Source organism: Sorangium sp. So ce363, assembly GCF_051520435.1.
GTDB classification, from domain to species: domain Bacteria; phylum Myxococcota_A; class Polyangia; order Polyangiales; family Polyangiaceae; genus Sorangium; species Sorangium cellulosum_B.
The window spans coordinates 3,357,122-3,375,396 of the sequence record NZ_CP150333.1 but is presented as its reverse complement, the minus strand read 5'-3'; the positions used below and the strand labels follow the sequence as shown (position 1 = coordinate 3,375,396).

The 18,275-nt window shown below is 71.2% G+C and carries 13 protein-coding genes; 9 read left to right on the top strand and 4 right to left on the bottom strand.

Annotation, left to right across the window (positions count from 1 at the left end; translation table 11 throughout):
- Positions 1-60: 60 nt before the first annotated feature.
- From WMF12_RS13045 to WMF12_RS13035, 3 genes are all read right to left on the bottom strand, one after another.
- Positions 61-3,138 carry a DEAD/DEAH box helicase gene (locus WMF12_RS13045; protein ID WP_437871362.1) on the bottom strand — a complete coding sequence of 1,026 codons (3,078 nt, stop codon included), beginning with the start codon at positions 3,136-3,138 and terminating at the stop codon, positions 61-63.
- 220 nt (positions 3,139-3,358) lie between these two features.
- Positions 3,359-4,210, bottom strand: coding sequence for a hypothetical protein (locus WMF12_RS13040; protein ID WP_437871360.1), 852 nt, complete (start codon positions 4,208-4,210; stop codon positions 3,359-3,361).
- An 845-nt stretch (positions 4,211-5,055) separates the two neighbouring features.
- Positions 5,056-5,280 (bottom strand): hypothetical protein, encoded by a 225-nt coding sequence (locus WMF12_RS13035; protein WP_437871359.1) that lies wholly within the window; start codon positions 5,278-5,280, stop codon positions 5,056-5,058.
- On the opposite strand from WMF12_RS13035, the gene WMF12_RS13030 reads away from it, so the two are divergent.
- The 7 genes from WMF12_RS13030 (at position 5,279) to WMF12_RS13000 (ending at position 13,727) form a co-directional block, all read left to right on the top strand.
- Positions 5,279-5,899, top strand: coding sequence for a hypothetical protein (locus WMF12_RS13030; RefSeq protein WP_437871358.1), 621 nt, complete (start codon positions 5,279-5,281; stop codon positions 5,897-5,899). The genes WMF12_RS13035 and WMF12_RS13030 overlap by 2 nt on opposite strands.
- A 555-nt stretch (positions 5,900-6,454) precedes the next feature.
- Positions 6,455-6,952 (top strand): hypothetical protein, encoded by a 498-nt coding sequence (locus tag WMF12_RS13025; protein WP_437552330.1) that lies wholly within the window; start codon positions 6,455-6,457, stop codon positions 6,950-6,952.
- A 278-nt stretch (positions 6,953-7,230) separates the two neighbouring features.
- Positions 7,231-8,160 carry a hypothetical protein gene (locus WMF12_RS13020; protein ID WP_437871356.1) on the top strand — a complete coding sequence of 310 codons (930 nt, stop codon included), beginning with the start codon at positions 7,231-7,233 and terminating at the stop codon, positions 8,158-8,160.
- Between the two features lie 46 nt (positions 8,161-8,206).
- Positions 8,207-9,565, top strand: coding sequence for an RNA polymerase sigma factor (locus WMF12_RS13015; protein ID WP_437871355.1), 1,359 nt, complete (start codon positions 8,207-8,209; stop codon positions 9,563-9,565).
- A gap of 479 nt (positions 9,566-10,044) precedes the next feature.
- Positions 10,045-10,839 carry an RNA polymerase sigma factor gene (locus WMF12_RS13010; RefSeq protein ID WP_437745947.1) on the top strand — a complete coding sequence of 265 codons (795 nt, stop codon included), beginning with the start codon at positions 10,045-10,047 and terminating at the stop codon, positions 10,837-10,839.
- 238 nt (positions 10,840-11,077) lie between these two features.
- A complete protein-coding gene (locus WMF12_RS13005; RefSeq protein WP_437871353.1) occupies positions 11,078-12,145 on the top strand; it encodes a 3-deoxy-7-phosphoheptulonate synthase in 1,068 nt (355 codons plus the stop codon).
- Between the two features lie 205 nt (positions 12,146-12,350).
- A complete protein-coding gene (locus WMF12_RS13000; protein WP_437745945.1) occupies positions 12,351-13,727 on the top strand; it encodes a hemolysin family protein in 1,377 nt (458 codons plus the stop codon).
- A gap of 14 nt (positions 13,728-13,741) precedes the next feature.
- On the opposite strand, the gene WMF12_RS12995 is transcribed toward WMF12_RS13000, so the two are convergent.
- On the bottom strand, positions 13,742-15,148 hold the full coding sequence (locus WMF12_RS12995) for a POT family MFS transporter (protein WP_437871352.1): 1,407 nt from the start codon (positions 15,146-15,148) through the stop codon (positions 13,742-13,744).
- Positions 15,149-15,463: 315 nt separating this feature from the next.
- Between WMF12_RS12995 and WMF12_RS12990 the strand changes: the two genes are divergently transcribed.
- Positions 15,464-17,263, top strand: coding sequence for an MXAN_6577-like cysteine-rich protein (locus WMF12_RS12990; RefSeq protein WP_437871350.1), 1,800 nt, complete (start codon positions 15,464-15,466; stop codon positions 17,261-17,263).
- Between the two features lie 47 nt (positions 17,264-17,310).
- Positions 17,311-18,267, top strand: a complete 957-nt coding sequence (locus WMF12_RS12985) for a YheT family hydrolase (RefSeq protein ID WP_437871349.1) — start codon at positions 17,311-17,313, stop codon at positions 18,265-18,267.
- Positions 18,268-18,275: the final 8 nt, after the last annotated feature.

The following is an 18,275-nucleotide window of genomic DNA, read 5'->3' as shown; positions in this document are numbered from 1 at the left end:
CGCCCGCCCCGCGAGCGACACGACGGGGAGCGCCGCGCGGAAGGCCGCGATCGATGTGCGCTACCCCAGCAGCGCGAGCAGATCCTCCCGCGTCAGCGAGGCCGCCCTGTCCGCCTCGCCCAGCGCGGCGCCCGCGATCGCGCGCTTCCGCTCCTGCAGCGCGAGGATCCCCTCCTCCACCGTGTCCTTCGCGACGAGCCGGTGGACCATCACCGGCCGGTGCTGTCCGATACGGTGGGCCCGATCGGCCGCCTGATCTTCGACCGCCGGGTTCCACCAGGGATCGAGCAGGAAGACGTGATCCGCCGCGGTCAGGTTCAGGCCGGTGCCGCCCGCCTTGAGCGAGATGAGCATCACCGGCGGGCCGCCCGGCGACTGGAACTCGTTGACCACCCCGGCGCGGTCGCGCGTCCCGCCGTCGAGGCGGCTCCACGGGATCCCCGCCGCGCCGAGGTGCGGCTCGACGAGGTCGAGCAGCGAGGTCCACTGCGAGAACACGAGCGCCTTGTGGCCGTCCGCGACGCACTCCTCGAGCGCCTCGATCAGCCGCGTCACCTTGGAGGAGGGCACGGTCCGCGCCGCCGGCGCCGCGCCGCCGGCGCTCGATCCCGGGATCAGCGCCGGATGGCAGGCCGCCTGGCGCAGGCGGAGCAGCGCCTCCAGCGCCGCCATGACGCTCGCCCCCTCCGCGAGCTTCTCCACCACGTCCTTGCGGGTGGCCGCGCGCACCGCGTCGTAGAGCTCGCGCTCTGCCTCCTCGAGCTCGCAGTAGAGCACCATCTCCGATCGCGGCGGCAGCTCCGGCGCCACCTCGCCCTTCAGCCGCCGCAGCACGAAGGGGCGGATCTTCTGCCGCAGCTCGGCCGCGGCGCCCTGCACGCCCTCGGCGATCGGCCGGCCGTAGCGCTCCTGGAAGGCGCTCCGCCCGCCGAGGAGGCCGCGGTTCGTGAAGTGGAGCAGGCTCCAGAGCTCCTCGAGCCGGTTCTCGACCGGCGTGCCGCTCAGCGCCACGCGCAGCTCGGCGCGGAGCGCGAACGCCGCCCGCGCCGCCTGGCTGTCGGGGTTCTTGATCGCCTGCGCCTCGTCGAGCACCACCGCCTCCCAGGCCTGCGCCGCGAGCAGCTCGGCGTCGTTGCGGAGCACGGCGTAGGTCGTCAGCGTGACGTCGGCCGCAGGATCGAGCGCGCGCCGCGTGCCGTGGTAGATCGCGAACCGGAGGCCCGGGCGGAAGCGCCGGATCTCGTCGGCCCAGTTGTGGACGACGCTGCGCGGGCACACGACGAGCGTCCGCCCGCGCAGCGAGCAGAGCGTCTGCAGCGTCTTGCCGAGCCCCATGTCGTCGGCGAGCACCGCGCCGAGGCCGGCGTCGCGCAGGAACGACAGCCAGTCGACGCCGCGTCGCTGGTAGGGGCGCAGCGTCGCGGTCAGGTCGGAGGGCAGCGGCGCCTCCGGGAGCGACGCGAAGCCGTCGAGCAGCGGCATGAGCTTGTCGAAGCCCGACGGGCGCGGGTACTCGATCTCGTCGCACAGCGCGGCCAGCGCCGGGAGCGCCGCGGGCGGCACCTCCTTGTCTTCGCGCCGCGCCGCGAGCAGATCGGCGACGCGCGCGCCGTACTTGTCGAGCCACGCCGAGGGCAGCGGCGCCCACCCGCCGCCGAGGAGCGGCACGAGCGGCAGGCCGTCCTGCCACGCGCGGATCACGGCCGTCGCGTCCGCGCGCTTCGGGGGCGCGCCGGCGCCGTCGCCCTCGTCGCCCGCGCCGTCGTCGCGCCCCGCCGAGAGCTCGAACTCGACGTCGAAGGCCCGGTCCTGGATGACGAAGCGCGGCACGAGCGCGGCCTTGCCGAAGATCTCGCCGCGCGCGTCGGCGAAGGCGCGGGCGTCCCACGACTCGAGGCGCGAGGCGAAGCGGATCGCCTCGACGCCATCGAAGTCGACCCGGCGTCCCGGGATGAGGTGGAGCTCGTCGCGCAGCCGGATCAGCAACATGCGCTCCGCGGGCTCGTCGCGGACGGGCACGGCGCCGGACAGGTGCACGAGCCGGCCGTTCTCGATGCGCGCCTCGGGCGGGTCGCCGTACACGAGGCTGGGCACGACGGAGAGCGTGTGCTCCTTCTGGCTGAGCTCCAGGAGGATCCGCGGCCGGGACGCGCCGCCCGCGCGGGGCAGGCGCTGGCTCTGGATCGTGACCGGGACGCGCTTGGTCAGCTCCGGCAGGACGTCGGTCACCAGCTTGCCGAGGTCCCCCCGCGGGAACACCCGCCGGAGCGGCAGCCGCTCGAGCTTCGGCCCCGTGAGGTCAATCTCCCGGAGCAGGTGCAGCGTGCCGCCGCACCGCACGACGCCCGACGCGATCACCTCGTCGACGCGCGGGTCCCGCTCCACGACGAGCGCCGCGCCATCGTCGTGATCGCGCACCGCCGCGCGAGGGCCGATCGCCTCGCTGGAGACGCGCACGGGCGCGCCGTCGAGCTCCACGTCCGCGACGCCCGCCAGCGCCGCGAAGAGCTCGGGCTGGCGATCCGAGGGGAAGTAGCCGTGCTGCTTCGTGCCCACGAGGCGGTCGACCGCCAGGTCCTCGTGCGTCGGGTAGAGCTCGGGCAGCCTCGGCCCCGGCCGCTCCGGGCTCGCTGGAGCCCGCACGGCGCGGCCAGCGAGGCTGGCGAGCGAGACCCGGAGCGGCTCCTCGGCGCCGCTCGCGTGCACGATCATCCGCTCGAGCGCGAGCACGAGCCCCTTGCGCCGGAGCCGGTACCGCAGCCGCGCCGGCGGCGCAGCCGCGGCGGTCGCGCCGCCTTGCGCGGCCGGCTGCCCCTGCGCCGCTGGTTGGCCCTGCGCCGCTGGCTGGCCCTGCGCCGCCGGCTGGCCCTGCGCGATCGGTTGCGAGAGCGACAGCGTCGCCGCGACAGCGTGCGCGCAGGGGTCGATTTTTCCACCGCAGTCGCACGTCCACTCGGCGTCCGCTGGGTAGAGGGTGACGGTGGGTGCAACGGGCTGCCCGGCCGCCTTGACGCGGACCACGATGGAATCGCCGCGATCCTCCCGTCCGAAGGCAGCGCCCTCACGGGCGAGCTTGACGCCCTGGGACCAGAGGCCCGGAAGACAGGCTTTCCTGATGGCTTCGAGAAGACCCTGCACTGAGACTCCAGACACCGACGGCTGGCTGCGGTAGCTCGCGCGCTCTCCCGGGACCAGCGCCACTTCTTGGGATGTTCACAGAAAGACGAAGATGACGGAAAGAGGTTCAGGCGTCTTCTTCCTCTTCTTCCGCTGCCTCGCCTTCCAGATTCCGGGAGCTTGCCCGGCATGAGCGGGGCGCTGCTGTAGCAGGTATCCGCGCTGCATCACGCCGCGAGCTTCACCGACGCGTCAGGTGCTCGCGGTAGCGCGTCGTGAGCTCCATCCAGCGCAACGTGAGGATCGGCTCGCGCTCGAGCCGATCCTGCCAGCTGCGATCGACGGCCTTCCACAGGTCGCGGTCGGCGATGCCGTGGCGCAGGAGCGCCTGGTCGAACGACGAGGCCGCTCCGATCGACGACTCGGCGCAGAGGACCGCGTACTGCTGAAGGCTGAGCGAGGGCAGCGCGCTCCGCGCGCCCGGAAGGTCGCTCCGCGAGGCGGGCGCAGGGGCCGCACCGCTCGGCGTCGCCAGCGCCGGCGCGGCCGGCACGGCGCCGCTCGCGTCGAGCTCGCCGGGAGATCGACGGAGGGTGACCCCCGACCGCGCGTTGCCGCCATCGAGCTCGAGCGGCTCGGCCTCCGGCGGGAGCTTGATCGAGGGCAGCGGCAGCGCCCGCGGCACCTCGACGGTCTCGTCGGCCTCGCCCTCCGAGGGGGGGCGTTTTCCGCTCGACATGGGGACGATCACAGACTGCGGCGGCGAGGCCGCGCGCCGCGGCGGCGCGGAGGAGGCGCTCCCCCGGCCGCCTCGCCGTGAACCGGCGCGCTCGCCGTCGGGCGCCGCGAACGACAGCACCGGACCGGCGTCGGTGATCTCCATCTGCAGGACGATCTCACCCGTCCTTCCGCGGACGACGAGCCGATCGCCCGCCGACGTCACCTCCATCTCGTAGCGCCGCCCGGAGGAGAGCGAGACGGTCGCCGAGGGGACCGGCGCGCCGCTCGCCGCCCCCCGCGAGCCCATCTCTTCCTGAGGACGGAGCCCGGCCTGATGCAGCCCGCGCTCGCTATCGGGTGGATCCCCACTCATCAGGATCGGAGCCTAACGCAGCAAGCGCACGCCCCGCGAGCGCTTTCGACGCTTGTGACGCTTGTGACGCTTGTGACGCAGGGTTCAAGCGTCTGAGCCCGGCCCAGTACGCCGCCTGGGAACACGCGGCTCGCCTTCCTGCGATCGGGCGCGGGCGCATCCGAGCCCAACCGACCCCCTCCGACGCGGTGCGCCCGGTCGCCTTGGCTCGCGCCTGAGCGCCGCGGCCTGCGCTCGGTCGCGCACGGTTGCGCAGGAGCACGCTCGGTCACCCAGGAGTTGGGTCGAGGGTGCACTCCGACACCGAGCGCTTACGTGGCCCAGCGTGTCTTCATTTCACGAGGTGCCTCGCTGCGCTCAAGCCCGGGCTGCGCTGACAAAAATCGCCGCGGTTGGCGTTCTCTTGGAATTCCCCGGCGCTGATCGCAATGCGTCGAGAGGGGTCATTCCTGGCGTATCCCGGCCCATCTTCGCTTGAAACGGTCGCGTCTGTAGTAAAGCGGGCTGCGAGCTCTTCCCGGCTGGAGGTCTATGAAGACTACCTTTCTCGCGCTTGCGCTGCTGTTCACCGCGTGCCTCCCAGGCTGCTTTTACACCAGAGAGACTATCGAAACATGCGACACCGAGTGTGAGAACGTGCCCAACCAGGACGCGTGTCTAGCGGAATGCGGGACGTGCGTGGATCAATGTAAAAGCGAGCCCTACGGGCCCGACCGTTGGGATTGCATAGCGGAATGTCGGACATGCGCGAAAGTGTGTAGAAACCAGCCCGACCGCGACGCGTGCATCTCGGCATGCGGCACGTGCAGCGGCGACCAGTGTGTCAAGCCGGCTCCGGAGGGCTTCTATGGCCCGGCGCTGCTCTGGGTCGGCAGAACGGTGGACGAGCCGAAATGCCCCGGCAGCGCCCCGATCAGGGTGTACAGGGGGTACGAGACCGCTGACTTCCCCTTCGCGTGCAGCCCATGTCGGTGCGGCGAGCCAGCCTGCGCCTTGCCCGCCGATCTCAGGACGGCCGCCTCGTTGAAGTGCGGTGGCTCGCCGGTCTCGGTGCATGAGCCCCGGGACATGCTGAACGGCACCTGCGTGGTGCCCAGCGACGCCCTGGTGAACGATCAGCAATCGCTCGTCCTCGGCGCGACCCGAGTGACGCCTTGCGAAGCCAGCATCGAGCCCCCCCCGGTGCCACAGTTCAGCTTGCGGTGGTATCGCTCCGGCCTGGCGTGCGGAGGCATCCCCGAGAAACGCACGTGCGCCTCTCCGTCGAAGACGTGCGTGTCGCCTGATCAGGAACACGGCTTCGCTCAGTGCATCATGCACCTCGGCGAGGGCGAGGTGACCTGCCCGGAAGATTACCCGGAGGACGTCGTCCTCTACGACGGCATGAGGGACGAACGCCACTGCACGCCGTGTGAGTGCGGTCCTCCGACAGGCAGCGAGTGTTCCCTGGCGCTCCTTTCCTTCCGGGACGGCGCGTGCGGCGAGCTGATCACCGCCGGTACCGCTTCGAGCCATGCCCCGGGGTGCGTCGCCGCCAAGCCCGGGGAAACGCCCAAGAGCATGAGGGCTATCTGGCAGGTCAACCAGCCCGGAAGCTGCGAGCCGAGCGGCGGAGAGCTGCGAGGCGAGATCGTCCTCACCGGTCCGAGCACGTTTTGCTGCCAAACACGTCCAGGCGAGAACGGGTGACGGTGACGACCCGCGAAGGGCGGCGCAGCGCCGCCCGAGCCACACGATTCGGGCTTCTCCTGAACCACAGTCGGGCTTGACCAGAACCTGCGATGTCAGGCAAAGGCGCCAAGTAGATGGATCCGTGGGCATGACGGAAAAATCTCTCGATAGGGAGAAATCGACGAACCAAAACGCAATGCGACCCGCGCGCTCGAGAGCGCACACAAAAGCCTTTACGTGCGCTCCAAAGTCAGTATCTACAGGATCACGACGTGGGAGCGGCGACGTCGAGCCGGCCTCCGTCACGCGGCAGAGGTGCACTGTCCTACGGGCGCCGGAGACGGTTGAAGAGGGGGGCCACATGGCGGGGTGTTGCGGCCGGACGGGAGACAGCGGCGTGCATCGGGTCGAGGTGTCCACTCCGCTCCGTACCGCACCGATCCCGCCCTAGCCGGGACGCCGATGCGACGCGCCGGTTGTGCCGCCGTGCTCGTTGTCTTGATGGCGACGACCCCGGTGCACGCGGATACGCCTCGGTCTGAATCGGGACGGGAGACTCAGGAGGACGACCACATGTTCCGCGGCGAGATCTCCGCGTCACCGCTGCTCGCGGTGGGCCTCCTGCCCGCGCTCGGCGGAGGGGCCTCTTTCGCCACGGCGTTCCGCTGGCCCAGCCTGTCGATCGGCGTCGAGGCGCGGATGTTCACCTCCCTGGCGGACACCTTCGCGGACGGCGTCTTGGTCCATGCGAGCCTTGCGATGCCGACGCTCGACATCTGCGGTCATCGCGGGGTCCTGTCGGTGTGCGCCGTCTTCGACGCCGGCGAGCTGCGGATCACGAGCGACCCCGGCGTCAGCATTCAAGCGCGCCAGCCGTGGGTCAGCTCGGTCGGCCTGCGGGTCGCGGGCGACTGGCGCTTCTCCGAGCAGCTGTTCCTGCGCGGGTTCGCCGAGCTGCACACGAACCACAGCCGTCCGTCCCTCTGGGTCAACAACAGAGAGGTATGGCGGGTCCCTCCGCTCTCCGGCGTGGTCGGCGTGGGGCTCGTGCTCCCCGTGGATGCCTTCTGAGCGAGTCACCCTGGCCGCTCCCTGGACGGGAATGCGGCCGATGACACCTGGCCTGAACAAGCGGTCACCACGCCGCGATGAGCACCATGTCAGCAGCATCAGCAAGAGACACCGGGGCTGACGCGGCAACGCAGGACCGACCCAGCTCCACGCGTCGGCAATCCCTGGCCGGACTTCGGGCGAGCGGAGCTAGCGTCCGAGCGCCGTGGTGGCTCGTCGCTGCGGCCGCGGCCCTGCTGTGGCCCTGGCGCGCCGGCGCCGCGCCGCCCCGCGCCGCAGTGCAGCTCGAGTACCGGCGCGCGCCAGGGGCCGAGCGCTGCCCGGGCGAGGCGCTCCTGCGCGAGGAGATGGCCAGGCAGCTCGGCTATGACCCGGTGGAGCCCGAGGCGGCCGCGCAGGCCAAGGCCCTTGTCTTCCGCGGTCCAGGGAGGGAGATACACGCCACCATGGATCTCTACGACGCGGATGGGTCCATCGCATGGTCTCGGCACCTGGTCGTCTATCACGACGACTGCAACGAGCTTGTCATGAACATGGCGCTCTCGCTCCGCGTCGCGCTCGATCCGAGCCTCCACGTGCCGCCCGCCCCGCCCCCACCGCCGCCCTCCCCTGCCCCGCCCCCGCCCGACGCCGCTGCCGCCGCGCCCGCGCGGCGGGCGTGGCCCGACGTCAGGGTCGGCCTTGCGGGGTCCGCGGTGTTCGGAACGCTGCAGGAGACGACCGCCGGGACGGCGCTCCATGTCGCGCTCCGCTATCCATCCTTCACCCTCGGCATGGAAGGCCACGTTCAATTGCCGGTCACGATTCAGCTCGACGAGGCGACGAGCATCTCGACCTGGCTCGCGGCGGCGAACGTGATGCCGTGTTCGCAGCGCCGTCACCTCTTCGCTTGTGCCGTCGCGTCGGTCGGGGTCGTGACCACCTCCAGCACCGACGCCAGGATCATCGACACCTCGTCGCTCTGGCTCGCCACAGGGCCGCGCGCCGGCATCGAAATGCCGATCTCCGATCGGCTCGCCATCCAGTTCTATGGCGACATCGTGCTGCGCCTCTCGGAGTTCCGCGTCGAGAGCCAGGAAGGTGTGCTCTGGACGCCGCCCGCCTACGGCGGGCTCGTGGGCCTCCGTCTGGACGTGAATCTCGATCCGCGGAGCGAGGCGCCCGCGCGTCGCGCTGCCCTCCCTCGGGGTGCCGAGGCAGCGCATTGACAAGCTTCGCGACGACGCCGTCGCCACGCACGAGGGGGGAACAGAGATGGGGTCACAGTCACGCAAGAACACATCCGCAGAGCCTTCCCACGCCCGCATGGCGGAGATCGCCGACGAGCACTTCTCGTTCATCGCCCGCTACCTCGCCCGCCTCGGGGTTCGCGCGCAGGACATCGAGGACGTCGCCCAGGAGGTCCTCGCCGGCGCCTACCGTGCGCTGCCGCGGTTCGATCCCAGCCGGGGCACCGTGCGGTCGTGGCTCATGGGCATCGCGACCCACCAGGCGTCGAATCATTTCCGGCGGGCCCACCGCCGCCACGAGCGCCTCCGGCCGTTCGACGATCTCGCGGCGCTGCCTGACGTCACCCCCGACTCCGAGCAGCACGCCATCGCGAGGGACCGGCGCTGCGTGCTCGACAAGCTGCTCCAGGAGATGCCCATGGAGCGCCGCTGCGTGTTCGTCGCCCATGAGCTCGAGGAAATCGACATGTCCGAGATCGCCCAGCAGCTGTCGATCCCCCTGAGCACCGCGTGGAGCCGGCACCGGCTCGCCTGGGTCGACATCGAGGCGGCGATGCGTCGTTGGCAGGCGCGGCAGCGCGGCCGCGGGCTCGCGCTCATCCCCTTCAGCGCCGGCGCGCTCGTCCAGGAGGCGCGCACGGGAGGCGAGGGCGCGCCAACGTTGCTCACGAGGCTGTACCGCAGCGTCCGCGGGGTGTTCTCTCCGTGGTCATGCAAGCTCCCGATCGAGGGCAGCGCGCCGACGCGGGCAGGCTCGCTCCATATCGCAGCGAGCATCGCAGTCCCGCTTGCGAGCGCCGCCGCCGTCATCGCGCTCACGCTAGGCGCGCTGCGCGCCGCCTCGACGCCGGCCGCCGCCGGAGCGCGCGCCGCGACCGGGCTCGCCATGGCGGTCATCCGGACGCCCCCGCCCGCGCTGCCGCCGCCGTCCCCGGCCACGCTATCGCTGCCGCCCCCGGCTGCGCTGCCGCCGCCGTCCCCGGCTGCGCTGCCGCCGCCGTCCCCGGCCGCGCTGCCGCCGCCGCCCGGCGCAGCTGCAGCGGCGGACGCTCCGCAGGGCGGCCGGATCGCGGGCGCCGGGAGCTCACGAGCGACCAGCGCGGCGCTGCGCGCGCAGAAGGGCGCGCCCCGTCCGGCGGGCGGAGCTACCTTGCCCCACGCGGGACCGTCTGGGGCGTCGAACGATCAGGAGATCGCCGCGGAGCGCACCCTCATCGACGGCGCGATCACGGCGTTGTCGCGCGGTCACTATGCGGAGGCGAAGCGCCGCCTGATCGAGCACCGGATGAGGTTCCCAGCTGGCCGCCTCACCGCCGAGAGGAACGCTGCGCTGCGCGCGCTCCGCGCCAGGACGGCTGCCGCCGGGCCCCGCCCGCTGCTCTAGAGCGACGGTCACCCGCTTCGGATACGGGCCCACCTCGACGTTTTCGGTGCTCAGCGCACCGGAGTGCGCTTGCGCGCCGAAAACGCCGATCTGGGCCCGTCTCCTGTGCGGGAGACCGCCGCTCTACTTGGCATGTAGCTGAGGTGGGCGGAAACCGCTGTAGAGCACTGCTCGGATGGCAAGGCACGACTTCAGTGCTGCTCTCCTGTACAGGACACGACCCATCCCAACCGCCGCCGACTACTGCTCTCCCGCACAGGAGACGGGCCCAGATCGGCGTTTTCGGCGCGCAGGCGTGCTCCAGCACGCCGAGCACCGAAAGCGCCGAGGTGGGCCCGTCTCCGAAGCGGGAGAGCAGCGCTCCCGTCCGCGGCGCTTGGGGGTGAGTTGCGGGGGATCGCGCGCGCACAGAAGATCATTTTTCAGAGCCGATGGTTTTTTTTTGAGATGGGAGATCAGCTCCTCCTAACTAAGCGAGCATGGGACAACCGCATCGCACTCTCGCACCGTCGATGCCGCTGGATAGACAGCGGGCCTTCGTCCGGCTCTTTCGGGGGAAGACCTACGACTCCGTATGGAATTGGCTTAGGCGGCTCGGGGTCCCACGCCGCGATCGGCGAGACATTCTCCAGGATGTGTTCCTCGCCGGATACCAGAGCTTCCCATCCTACGACCCGCTCCGCGCGCGACCGGAGCGGTGGCTCAACAGGATCACGGTCCACGTGGCCGCCCACTACCGCGACCGCGCGCACCACCGGCGCGAAGAGCTGTCTTCCGGCCACGCCCCGCGCCGCGTCGCCGACGAGCGCCCGAACGCCGAGGAGCAGATCGACGCAGAGCAGACGCGCTCCCTCATCCTCTCGCGGCTCAGGTCGCTGCAGGCCGAGGAGCAGCAGATCCTCATCGCGCACGACATCGAAGGCGTGCCGATGGCGACGGTCGCCGAACAACACGGGATCCCGCTGTCGACGGCGTACAAGTGGCGCACGCGCGCGCTCGCGTCCCTGCGCGCGCTGCTCGAGGAGCCCCGCGCAGAGCGCAGGCAGCAACGACCGCCGCGACCGACGGCGAGCGACGTCACCGAGGCGGCGCGCTCGGCGAGCGCCACACGCTCGGCGAACACCCCACGCCGGACGGCGCTGGTAGAGCGACCCGCCCGCTCGACCACGGCGGGCACGAAGCGGCCGGCGGCGCCCTGCCGCACGCAGCCGAAGGGCGCCCCGTTCCTGCGGCGACCGGGCGGGGAGCGGGCGCACTCGCCAGCGCGTATATGACCGGCGGAGGCCGCCAGCGCGGTCGGGCCAGCGCTCGCGCGAACGCCAGCGTGAGCCCGGATCCGACGGCCCCCCATGGCCCGATAGCCCGCCCGCGCCTGCGAGACAAATCTTCAGGCCGATCGCAAGGCGTACGGGATACGGGAGTACGGGGCGCCGTACAACGACCAGAAAGCGCCTCCGGCCCACGCGCGGGTAGTCGGGGCGTATGTCGTCGCGCTATGCTGGAGCCTCAACGATGTACTACTCGACCGACGACCTTCGTATTGCAGGGCTCAGGCCCTTGATCCCCCCCGCGATCCTTATCGAAGAGATCCCCGTCAGCCCCGCGGCCTCCGAGACCGTGGCCTTCACGCGCAAGGCCGCCGAGCGCGTGATCTCGGGCGACGACGACCGGATCATCGTGGTGGTGGGCCCCTGCTCCATCCACGACCCCAAGGCCGCCCTGGAGTACGCCGCGCAGCTCCGGGAGGCGCGCGACCGGCTGAGCGATGATCTGCTCGTGATCATGCGCGTGTACTTCGAGAAGCCGCGCACCACGGTCGGCTGGAAGGGGCTGATCAACGATCCCGACCTCGACGGGAGCTTCTCGATCAACAAGGGGCTCCGCGTCGCCCGCGGGCTGCTCCGCGACATCGCCGAGCTCGGCCTCGCGAGCGCGACCGAGTTCCTGGACACGATCTCGCCGCAGTTCATCGCCGATTTCATCTCCTGGGGCGCGATCGGCGCGCGCACGACCGAGAGCCAGATCCACCGCGAGCTCGCCTCCGGGCTCTCGTGCCCCGTGGGCTTCAAGAACAGCACCGAGGGCGACGTCCAGATCGCGGTCGACGCCGTGCGGGCCGCGCGCGAGGCGCACCATTTCCTTTCCGTGACGAAGCAGGGGATCTCGGCGATCGTGGCGACGCGCGGCAACGCGTCGTGTCACGTGATCCTGCGCGGCTCGCAGCGCGGGCCCAACTACGCGGCCGAGCACGTCCGCGAGGCGGCCGATCGCCTGACCAAGGCGGGCCTGCCGCGCCGGCTGATGGTCGACTGCAGCCACGGCAACAGCCAGAAGGATCCGGCGCGCCAGAGGATCGTGGCCGAGAGCCTGGCCGACCAGCTGCGCTCGGGCTCGCGGGACATCCTCGGCGTGATGATCGAGAGCCACCTCGTGGGAGGCCGGCAGGATCTCGCGCCGGGCAAGCTCCCCACCTACGGCCAGAGCATCACCGACGCCTGCCTCGGCTGGAACGACACCGTTCCGGTGCTCGAGCTGCTCGCGCAGGCGGTGCGGGACCGGCGAGCCAGCAAGGCCGCGTGAGTTTTCCGCGCAGCGCCTGCGGCCGTGCGTGATGGCGCGGCGGCCGCCGCGCCTGGCGACGCGCCGACCCGCCGCGCCTGGCGGATCCCTTCAGAAAATTTCATCACGAGCGCAATTCACGGCCCGCGGCACGCTGCAGCCACGGCCGCCTGGGTTTCGTGCGCCGCGGGCCCGGCGCCGCTGCCGTCCGGGCGAGCGACACGCTATGCCTGCGCCCGGGAACGCCGCGGAGGGAGCCGCCATTCTCTCGGAAATCCTCATCATCCTGGCCCTCGTGCTCGTGAACGGCGTCTTCTCGGGCGCCGAGATCGCGATCGTCACGGTCCGCAAGACGCGGCTCGACCAGCTCGTCCAGTCGGGGAGCCGCCGGGCGTGGGCGGTGAAGCGCTTGCGGAGCAACCCGGAGCGCTTCCTCGCCACCGTGCAGATCGGCATCACCGTCGTCGGCGCGACCGCGAGCGCCTTCGGCGGGTCGACCCTCGCTAAGGACCTCGCGCCGGTCCTCCGCGCGGTGCCGTGGGTCGGGGACGCGGCGGACGAGCTCGCGTTCGCCGCGGTGGTCGCGCTCGTCTCCTTCCTGTCGCTCGTCCTCGGCGAGCTCGTCCCGAAGTCGCTCGCGCTCCGCGCCTCCGAGCGGTACGCGATGCTCGTCGGCCCGCCGCTCCGCGGGCTCTCGTCGCTCGCCCGCCCGCTCGTCTGGCTGCTCACCGCCAGCTCCAACCTGGTGCTGAGGCTCTTCGGCGACCGCACGAACTTCGTCGAGGCGCGCCTCTCCCCCGAGGAGATCCAGCAGATCGTCGACGAGGCCGCCGAGGCGGGCTCGGTCGACAAGCGCGCCGGCGAGATCGCGTCCCGCGCCATCGATTTCGCCTGGCTCACCGCGCTCCAGGTGATGCTCCCCCGCGGCCGCGTCGTGGCGCTCCCGCGCGACGCGGCCGCCCCGGAGGTGCAGCGCGCCGTGCTGGAGCACGGCCACACGCGGATGCCGGTCTACGAGGGGTCGAACGACAACGTGATCGGCTACGTCACGATGCCGGAGGTGCTCGCGCTCCTGTGGGGCGACGGGCAGTTCTCGCTGGAGAGCATCCTGCGCCCGGCGTACTTCGTTGTCGGGTCGATGCCGGCCGTCGATCTCCTCGCCGAGCTGAAGCGGCGCCGGCTCCAGCTCGCCGTCGTCGTGGACGAGCAGGGCGGCATGATCGGCATCATCACGATGGAGGACCTCGTCGAGGAGCTCGTCGGCGAGATCTTCGCCGAGAACGAGGCGCACCCGCCCCACGCAGAGACGATCCGGCGCGAGCCGGACGGGTCGGCGCTCGTGCCCGGCGACATGCCGGTCCACGAGGTCAGCCGACAGCTCGCGATCGCGCTGCCGGACGACGTCCGCTGGTCGACGGTCGCGGGGCTCTGCCTGGGGCTCGCCCGGCGCATCCCCGCGCCCGGCGACGTCGTGACGACCCCGGACGGGGCGGAGCTCCACATCGTCGACGCGAGCCCGCGGCAGATCCGTACGGTGCGGGTCCGCATCCCGCCCGCGCATGCGAGCGAGCCCGAGGACGAGGAGCGGCGCGGCGAGGGCTGAACCGGCGCGACGCGTCAGGACGCAGGGACGGACGCGCCCGGGGGCCTCCGCTGGAAGTAGTCGACCACCACGTAGCGCCGGGCGAGGAGGCCGAAGACGACGGCCGCGATCAGGATGAGCGCCGCGAAGAAGAGGTATTGAAGCGCGCCCGTGAACACGTTGAGCGCCGCCACGCCGGCGGTGATCAGGTTGCCGACCGTCACGGTGAGGTTCCAGAAGCTCATGAGGGTGCTCTTCATCTCCCGCGGCGCCTGGGAGTAGGCGAACTCGAGGCCCGTGGTGGACACCAGCACCTCGGCGAACGTGATGAGCAGGTACGGCCCGGCCTGCCAGAGCACGCTCGGGCGCTCACCCGAGGTCATGGCGAGCTCGATGGCGGCGACCGCCACGAACGAGAGCCCCGCGATCGCCATGCCGGCCGTCATCCGGCCGAGCGCCGCGAGGCGGACGCCGCGCCGCTCGAGGGCGGGGTAGAGGATCATCGTGTTGAAGGGGATGATCAGCATCACGAGGAGCGGGTTCAGCGCCATGAGCTGCGACGGAGCGAGCTTGTAGCCGAGGACCTCGAGATCCATGCGGGTCGCCTGGACGATCCAGGTCGACCCCTTCTGGTCGAACAGCGCCCAGAACACCGGGATGGGGGCGAAGATCGTCACCACCCGCAGGACGGCCTTGGCGCCGTCGATCGCGCCCTCCGGGTGCCTGCCGCGCGCGGCGTCGAGGAAGTGCCCGCGCGCGGCGCTGCCACGCGCGTCGCGCCCCACCCGGACAGCGTCCCAGAGGACGCGAAGGAACGAGTGGGGGTTCTTGCCGGTCGGCGGCACGTGCACATACCGGTCGCGCCCTATCCAGAACACGAGCGTCGCGATGAACATGAGCGCGCCCGGGATCCCGAACGCCACCCTCGGCCCCCACCACTCCAGCGTCTTCGGGATCAGCGCCGACGCGAAGAACGAGCCGAAGTTGATGATCCAGTAGAAGAGGGCGAACACGCTCTTGACGAGGTGCTTGTTCTCCTCGGAGAACTGGTCACCGACGTGCGCCGAGACGCAGGGCTTGATGCCGCCCGAGCCGAGGGCGATGAGCGCGAGCCCCGCGTAGAAGCCGGCCGGACGGCTCTCGAAGACCGCGAGGCACGCGTGCCCCGCGCAATAGACGAGCGAGAGCCAGAGGATCGTCCGATATTTCCCGAGGAAGCGGTCGGACAGGAATCCCCCGAGGAGCGGGAAGAAATAGCAGGCGCTCACGAACAGGTGGTAATTGGCCTTGGCCACATGCTCGTGGATCAACATGATGTTGATCATGAAGAACGTTAGGATGTTCTTCATCCCGTAGAAGCTGAAGCGCTCGCACCCCTCGTTTCCGATGATGTACTTGATCTGAGGGGGGAATCGGTCGGTGCTCGGAGCGGTTTGCGTCATGGCAGGCCCTCGCGCGCGCCATCCATCCGTAGACCGCCTCCCGCGCCAGGGCAATCCGCGCTGCCTCCCGCCCCTCCGGAGAGCGCGGGCTGGCCTAGCCACGCGCGGCTAGGCCAGCCCGAGCAGCGCACCCTGTGGTCAAGGTGTGCGACGGTGGCAAAACGGCGCGCGCACGCGCCGGCGCAGACGACGATCGACGCTCTGCGCGCGGGATTCAGGCTGCAAGCATTGACATCCTGGAAGGCCATCGTCGTATCCTCCCGGTAGCTCCGCGTTACGACCCCCGTCGTCGGCGACTCTGCCGAGGGAAGGTTCATGGAAAAGCTCAAATCGCGCTTCAGGCTCGCGCCGACGTATACCCTGCTCTGGCTCGCTGCGGCGGCGCTCGCCTCCGTGGCATCGTGTTCGGACGGCGGCCCCAGCACGAGCGCGTGCGTCGCGCCGGAGACGGAGTGCGACGGCATCTGTATCAACACGGGCACGAGCACGAGCCACTGCGGCGCGTGCGGCGTGGCGTGCGGCAGCGATCAGACCTGCCGCGACGGCGAGTGCGTGGCCGTGGCCGCGTGCGACGACGGCCTCGCAGCGTGCGGCGACGCCTGCGTCGACCCCCAGAGCGACGAGGCGAACTGCGGCCGCTGTGACAACGCCTGCGAGGCGGGGCAGACCTGCGAGGCCGGCGAGTGCCAGGACCAGGGCGGCTGCGCCGCGGGGCGCACCGACTGCGGCGGCACGTGCGTCGACGTCGCGTCCGATCCGAGCAACTGCGGCGAGTGCGGCGCCGCGTGCACGGACGGCCAGACCTGCGAGTCCGGCGAGTGCCAGGACGGCGAGTGCTCGGAGGGGCTCACCGACTGCAACGGCGCCTGCGTCAACCTCCAGAACGACGCCGGGCATTGCGGCGAGTGCGGCACCGCGTGCACGGACGACCAGACGTGCGTCTCCGGCGAATGCCAGGACGGCTGCGGCTCCGGGCTCACGGCCTGCGACGGCGTCGATGTCTGCGTCGACCTCCAGACCAACGCCGATCACTGCGGCGAGTGCGGCGCCGCGTGCAACGACACGCAGGTCTGCCAGGCCGGGGCGTGCGCGTGCACGGTGAGCCCGGGCAACGATCTCGGCAGCGCCGTGCCGCAGATCGTCAACGGCACGACCGCGGGCCAGGCGAACACCTATTCCCCGACGTGCTCCGCCGCGAGCTCGGGCGAGCGCATCTACTCGTTCACCGCCGCGACCGCGGGCGTCTACTCGTTCGACAGCACGAACTCCGGCTACAGCGTCGTCCTCGCTCTCCTCGACGCGACGGGCTGCTCCGAGCTCGCGTGCAGCGCCGACCCGAGCGCGGTCATCACGGCCGACCTGGCCATGGGCCAGACCGTCTACATCGTGGTCGACGGCGCGGAGGGCCAGGCGGGCACCTTCGAGCTGAGCGTGACGCGGGCGAGCGCGCCGAGCTGCCCGGCGGGGACCCTCGCCTCGTCGGTGCCGCAGACGATCACCGGCAGCACGATCGGCCGGCCCAACAGCGTGCGGCCGACCGTGACGACGGCCTGCCGCCAATCGAGCAGCCCCGACGCGGGATACGCGTTCACGGCGCCGGTCGCCGGCGACTACACCTTCGATACGTTCGGATCGGCGTTCGACACGATGCTCCACGTGCACGACGCGACCTGCAGGGGGGCTCAGCTCGCGTGCAACGACGACACGGACGTCGAGCAGTCGGAGGTCACGGTGACGCTCGCGGCGGGTCAGACCGTCGTGGTCGTGGTGGACGGCTCCACCGACACCAGCGACGGCGCGTTCACGCTCAACGTGAAGCGGGCCGTCCCGCCGCCGGTATGCGACGGCTCGGGCACCTGCGGCGACGGCAGCTCGGGGTGCACCCGGTGCGCGCTCGAGACCAGCTGCGCCGACGAGCTCTCGGCGTGCACGGAGAGCATCCCGTGCATGGAGTACGTGAGCTGCTTCCGTACGTGCGACACGGCCGCCTGCAAGGAGGCCTGCAGGACGGCAGACCCGGCCAGCGCGGCCCTCTACGAAGCGATGCTCCAGTGCGCCCACTGCGACGTGTGCCGGAACGATTGCAGCGGCTCGTCGGAGGTCGTGTGTCGCTGAGAGAGCGGGTGAAATAGAAACGCTGCGTCGCCCGTGTTACGAACGGGATGATGCAGCGCATCCTCCACGGCCACTTCTGGACGGTCGCTCCCTGGCTCAAGCATCAGATTCACGCCCCGCGGCTCGCTCCGTCTTCCCCCTTCTCGGTCCACGTCGATGAGACTCCTGCCGGGCCCGTCCGGTTGCTCGGCAGGATCCGCCACCGGGAAGACGCGGGCTCGATCCTCGTCGTCGTCCACGGGCTCGGCGGTACGAGCGAGAGTTATTATGTGGTCGAGGCCGCCCTGAGGGCCGAGCACGCGGGGCTTGCCTGCCTGCGCATCAACCTGCGCGGCGCCGGGGGCGACGGAGACGACATCTACCACGCTGGCCTGTTCTCCGATCTCCACGCCGCCATCACCTCCCCCGAGCTCGACCGGTACGAGCGCGTGCTCGTCCTCGGCTACTCGCTGGGCGGGCATATCGCCCTCCGTTACGCGGCGTCGGGCTCGCTCGACGGGCGCGTCCGCGCCGTGGCGGCCGTCTGCCCGCCACTCGACCTGGAGCGAGCCGTCGCCGCCATCGATCAGCCCGAACGGTGGGTTTACCGCAGGCACGTGATGGCCGGGCTGAAGGAGATGTACACCGCCGTCGCCTCGCGCCGCGCCGTGCCCGTGCCCCTCGACGAGGCGCTCGCCATTCGCACGATCCGCGAATGGGACCGGCGCATCATGACGCGACGCTTCGGCTACCAGAGCGCGGAGGCCTACTACACGAGCGAGAGCGCCGCCCCGCGCCTCCGCGACATCGCCGTCCCGTCGCTGATCGTCGCGGCGGAGGCCGACCCGATGGTGCCGCTCGACACGGTGCGGCCGGCGATCGATGCCCACCCGCGCTCGCCGCTGCTCGACGTGCAGTGGCTCCGGCACGGCGGGCACGTGGGCTTCCCGCGGACGCTGAGCCTCGGGTTCGGGGCGGCGCCGGGCCTCGAGTCCCAGGTCATCCACTGGCTCACGAGGCATTGACCCGCGGG